Consider the following 3,692-nt stretch of genomic DNA (forward strand, 5'->3'; position numbering starts at 1 on the left):
CAATAGGGGTACTTAATGATTTATGAATAATGTATAAAACTAATTTTCCATATTGATCAATGACTTCTTTCAAAGCATCTTGATCACGTTTTTTCATAGCTATAATTAAATCCTCTTCAGAATCGAAAATCATAAACATCTTCCTTCCTCAGTTCCCCTTTAGCAGCTGCTTTTACTTACTATTGGCATTTCATTCTCATTTTCTATCACTTTTGTAAAAATTTATTAATTTTTATTTTCATTTTATATAATAACAAATAAAAACCGAAGTTGAGAAAGCGAGTCCTACTTTCTTAGCTTCGGTTTTTTATTTGATTTTATTACTTAAACTAACTTCTCACCACATACTGTTTTTATATTTTTAAAGTAGTGAAGGTTTTCATTACCTTCACCTTCATCAAACAAATTGAGCTGTTTCATAATTTCAACAGCAAATTCAACATACGCAGATCCTACTGCTGTTATGACTTTCCCATCCACAGTTACATCTTTATTTTGTTTATATTCCCATTCATGTAAATGTGCTAAGTGTTTTTCATCTAGAGTTAATGATGTTGAGAATTTCTTCTTATTAAGCACTCCGGCTGCATGTAGTAGAGCTGTCCCTGCACAAATGCCTGCTATCCATTTATTTTGCTTATGTAATTCTTTCACGATAGATAACAGTTGTTCATTTTCTAAATGGCGAAAAATATGCCCTCCTGGTACAATAAACACTTCGTAATCCACTACTTCAATATTCTCTATAGAGACATGTGGTTGACACAAAAATCCGCCTTCTCCTGTAACTGTTTTTCCGTCTACAGTTGCTGTTATTATTTCGAATTCCTTACTTGTCAAAAATAAACTCGCTATATTCACTTCAAATTCTGCAAATCCATCAAATAAAAAGATTAAAGCTTTCTTCATTTTATCCCCTCCCTCTCTAACCAATTCGAAAACAAATACATTTCTCCTCCAAAAAAAGACAAACCCACATCTCAGGTTTGTCTTTTCAATCATTTTTTATTTAATCCTTTCTCACTCAAAAACTCTTTCATATGCATTCTCTTCTCTTTTGACATAAATGTGCTCATTGATTCCGTCCATGTTACGTTTTTTTGATTTGACGATCTTTCTTTGTAATACGCACTCATCGTTTCATCATATTCGTTTAATAATTCATCATATTTCTTTTCATCGTATCCATTTTCATGAAGAATCGCTGCTACTGGTAAACGTGGCTTAACTCCATGATCTTCATCTGGTACGCCGACTGTCATTCCGAATACCGGATATACTTTATCCGGTAAATGAAGCAATTCACTCACTTCTTTCGGGTTATTACGAATTCCGCCAATATAACAAATGCCGTATCCTAATGATTCAGCTGCAAGTGCTAAGTTTTGTGCAAATAATGAGGCATCTACTGTCGCTACAATAAAGTCCTCTACTCCCTCATGTTTAATTTCTGTTCCATGTTTCTCACATGCGGTTTCTAGACGTTTTAAATCCGCACAGCATACAAAGAATGCTGCACAGTCTTTCACATGACGATTCCCGGATAATTCAGCTAGTTTAGCCTTTAGTTCTTGATCTGTTACATATATAAGAGAATACGCCTGTACAAAATGTGAGGAAGCCGCATGCTGAGCAGCTTGCACTATTCTTTCTACTATCTCTTTTGAAATTGGTTCTTCTTTATATTTACGAACTGAAACGTGTTGCTCCATTTTATGTATCATCTCATTCATGAAAATCACTCCTTCTTTCTCTTCATAATGAAAAATTAACATATCTTTTTCATTATTCACAACTTATAAGCACAAAAAGAGCAATTCTTTTCGAATTACTCTTTTTTAATGTCTATTAATACGGTATATGAAATTATATCGGTCGTTTCGACAAAGGATATCGACTTATCAACAAATAACGAAAGATTTATATGCTATTATGCAATTGTTGTTAAGCTGCTTTCAAAACTTTAATTCCTTTAACAATATTCCAAATGAAGTAATAAATTCCTACAAGAATAAACACTGCATACGTTATAACCATTCCAATTCCAACGCTCTCAGATTGATTGAAACTTAAACCGTATACCCCCGATAAAGCTAATCCGCCAAATAAGATTGCGTACGGGAAAATATGTGACCAAAATGCTTTTTTTGCGTGATATTTCACTTCATCTTCCGCAACGAAGTACACGACAATTGGCAGTAAAAATGGTGCAAAAAAGATACTAAAGTAACATAGCGAAGATAAAATATTATTTCCTTTCATCCGATTCACCTCTAAAGTTTTTTGTTACCTTCATTATGTCAGGAAACCACTCCAGAAACTATCGCTTTACCTTTCATGAACATGACATCTTTGTAAGATTTCCCTCAAAATAAATCCCGCCTGGAATTTCAGGCGGGATCACTTTCACTATATTCGATTCATAAACCAATATTGCGTAACCGCTAAATATTCTCGTACATTCGATTGAATAATAATTGGCTTCGGTGTTTTCGCCGGAAGACCTTCTAATGTCAACCCTTGTTTTTCTGCAATCTTTTTTGCTCGGAACATATGAAAATCGTTCGTTACAATCATCCCTTTTTTCATATTTTCAGGGATAAGAGGTTTTGAAAATTTAATATTTTCATCTGTGCTCGTCGAACGTTCTTCCATTATAATGCGGTCTTCTGCAATATTTTGTTTCATTAATCCTTGTTTCATCGCTAATGCTTCTGTAATATCTTCACCTTTTCCTTGGCCTCCAGATACGATAGCAATTGTTTTATCATGTGATTTTAAATACTCAGCTGCTTTATCAATACGATATTGCAATGAATAAGAAGGCTTTGTTCCATTTACTTTCGATCCTAGTACAATTATATAATCCGCATCGTCAATTGCATTCATATGCCCATGCTTATAGATGTTATATTGTAAAAACCCCGCATACACGGCGAAGATCATTATAACAACTAAAATGTACTTAATTATTTTCTTCTTTCTCATATCCATATACTCCTATTCCCTTTACTTCCTTCATCATAATATCCATTTATTTGTTTGTATACAGCCAAATTCCAATTCACCCTAATTCATCCTATAAAAGGTAATATTTATATTACTTTCGGGAATAGTAAGTACAACTTCACACGAAGGAGTGTCCCTCTTGCTTCTCTTTTTATTTAATGTATCGTTCTTTTTTATCTTATTTTTACTATCACTTAAGCTACTTGGTAAATCTGCATTAGCACAACTAACCCCTCATGATTTTGGGGCTATTATCTTTTTATCTTATTTAGCTTTTCAAGCCATACCAGTCGCTGGTGCTTTACAAGCATTTCTCGGTATGGTCGTTATTACATGTTTGCATTTACTTCTTACCAAATTAAGCCTACTCAATAAACTAAATCGTTTCATTCTCGGACACCCCATTATTTTAATTAAACATGGTGATATTATTTTTGAGAACTTACAAAAAAGTAGATATCCGATCCCTGAATTGCTTTCTAATCTTCGCGTCGCCGGATATCCAAGTGTTCATGAAATTGAATACGCTATTTTAGAAGCGAATGGAGCCATTAGCATTTTACCAAAGCGAGAACTTGTACCATTGACTCCAAAAGATATGAATATAGATGTTAAGTATGCAGGGTTACCAATTGCTCTTATCGTTGATTCACAAATTCAATACGATAACTTAAAGTTAATTC

Annotated in this window: 5 protein-coding genes and 1 pseudogene; 1 reads left to right on the top strand and 5 read right to left on the bottom strand. The window is 33.6% G+C overall.

Going from position 1 to position 3,692, the window contains the following annotated elements; translation table 11 throughout:
* The 5 genes and pseudogenes from AB3X48_RS19175 to AB3X48_RS19195 form a co-directional block, all read right to left on the bottom strand.
* Positions 1-139: pseudogene (locus AB3X48_RS19175) on the bottom strand (RNA polymerase subunit sigma-70); the annotation flags it as partial.
* A gap of 185 nt (positions 140-324) precedes the next feature.
* Positions 325-909: a DJ-1/PfpI family protein gene (locus AB3X48_RS19180; protein ID WP_033714685.1), complete on the bottom strand. Its 585-nt coding sequence runs from the start codon at positions 907-909 to the stop codon at positions 325-327.
* A gap of 89 nt (positions 910-998) precedes the next feature.
* Positions 999-1,733 (bottom strand): oxygen-insensitive NADPH nitroreductase, encoded by a 735-nt coding sequence (gene nfsA, locus AB3X48_RS19185; protein ID WP_016104371.1) that lies wholly within the window; start codon positions 1,731-1,733, stop codon positions 999-1,001.
* 211 nt (positions 1,734-1,944) lie between these two features.
* Positions 1,945-2,262: a magnetosome magnetite crystal formation protein family gene (locus AB3X48_RS19190; protein WP_016104370.1), complete on the bottom strand. Its 318-nt coding sequence runs from the start codon at positions 2,260-2,262 to the stop codon at positions 1,945-1,947.
* Between the two features lie 147 nt (positions 2,263-2,409).
* Positions 2,410-2,988 carry a YdcF family protein gene (locus AB3X48_RS19195; RefSeq protein WP_016104369.1) on the bottom strand — a complete coding sequence of 193 codons (579 nt, stop codon included), beginning with the start codon at positions 2,986-2,988 and terminating at the stop codon, positions 2,410-2,412.
* 160 nt (positions 2,989-3,148) lie between these two features.
* Between AB3X48_RS19195 and AB3X48_RS19200 the strand changes: the two genes are divergently transcribed.
* Positions 3,149-3,692 (top strand): DUF421 domain-containing protein (locus AB3X48_RS19200; protein WP_367959818.1); only part of this gene is annotated, 544 nt, incomplete at its 3' end.

Origin of the sequence: Bacillus sp. S4, from assembly GCF_040838205.1 — a bacterium.
GTDB classification, from domain to species: domain Bacteria; phylum Bacillota; class Bacilli; order Bacillales; family Bacillaceae_G; genus Bacillus_A; species Bacillus_A cereus_U.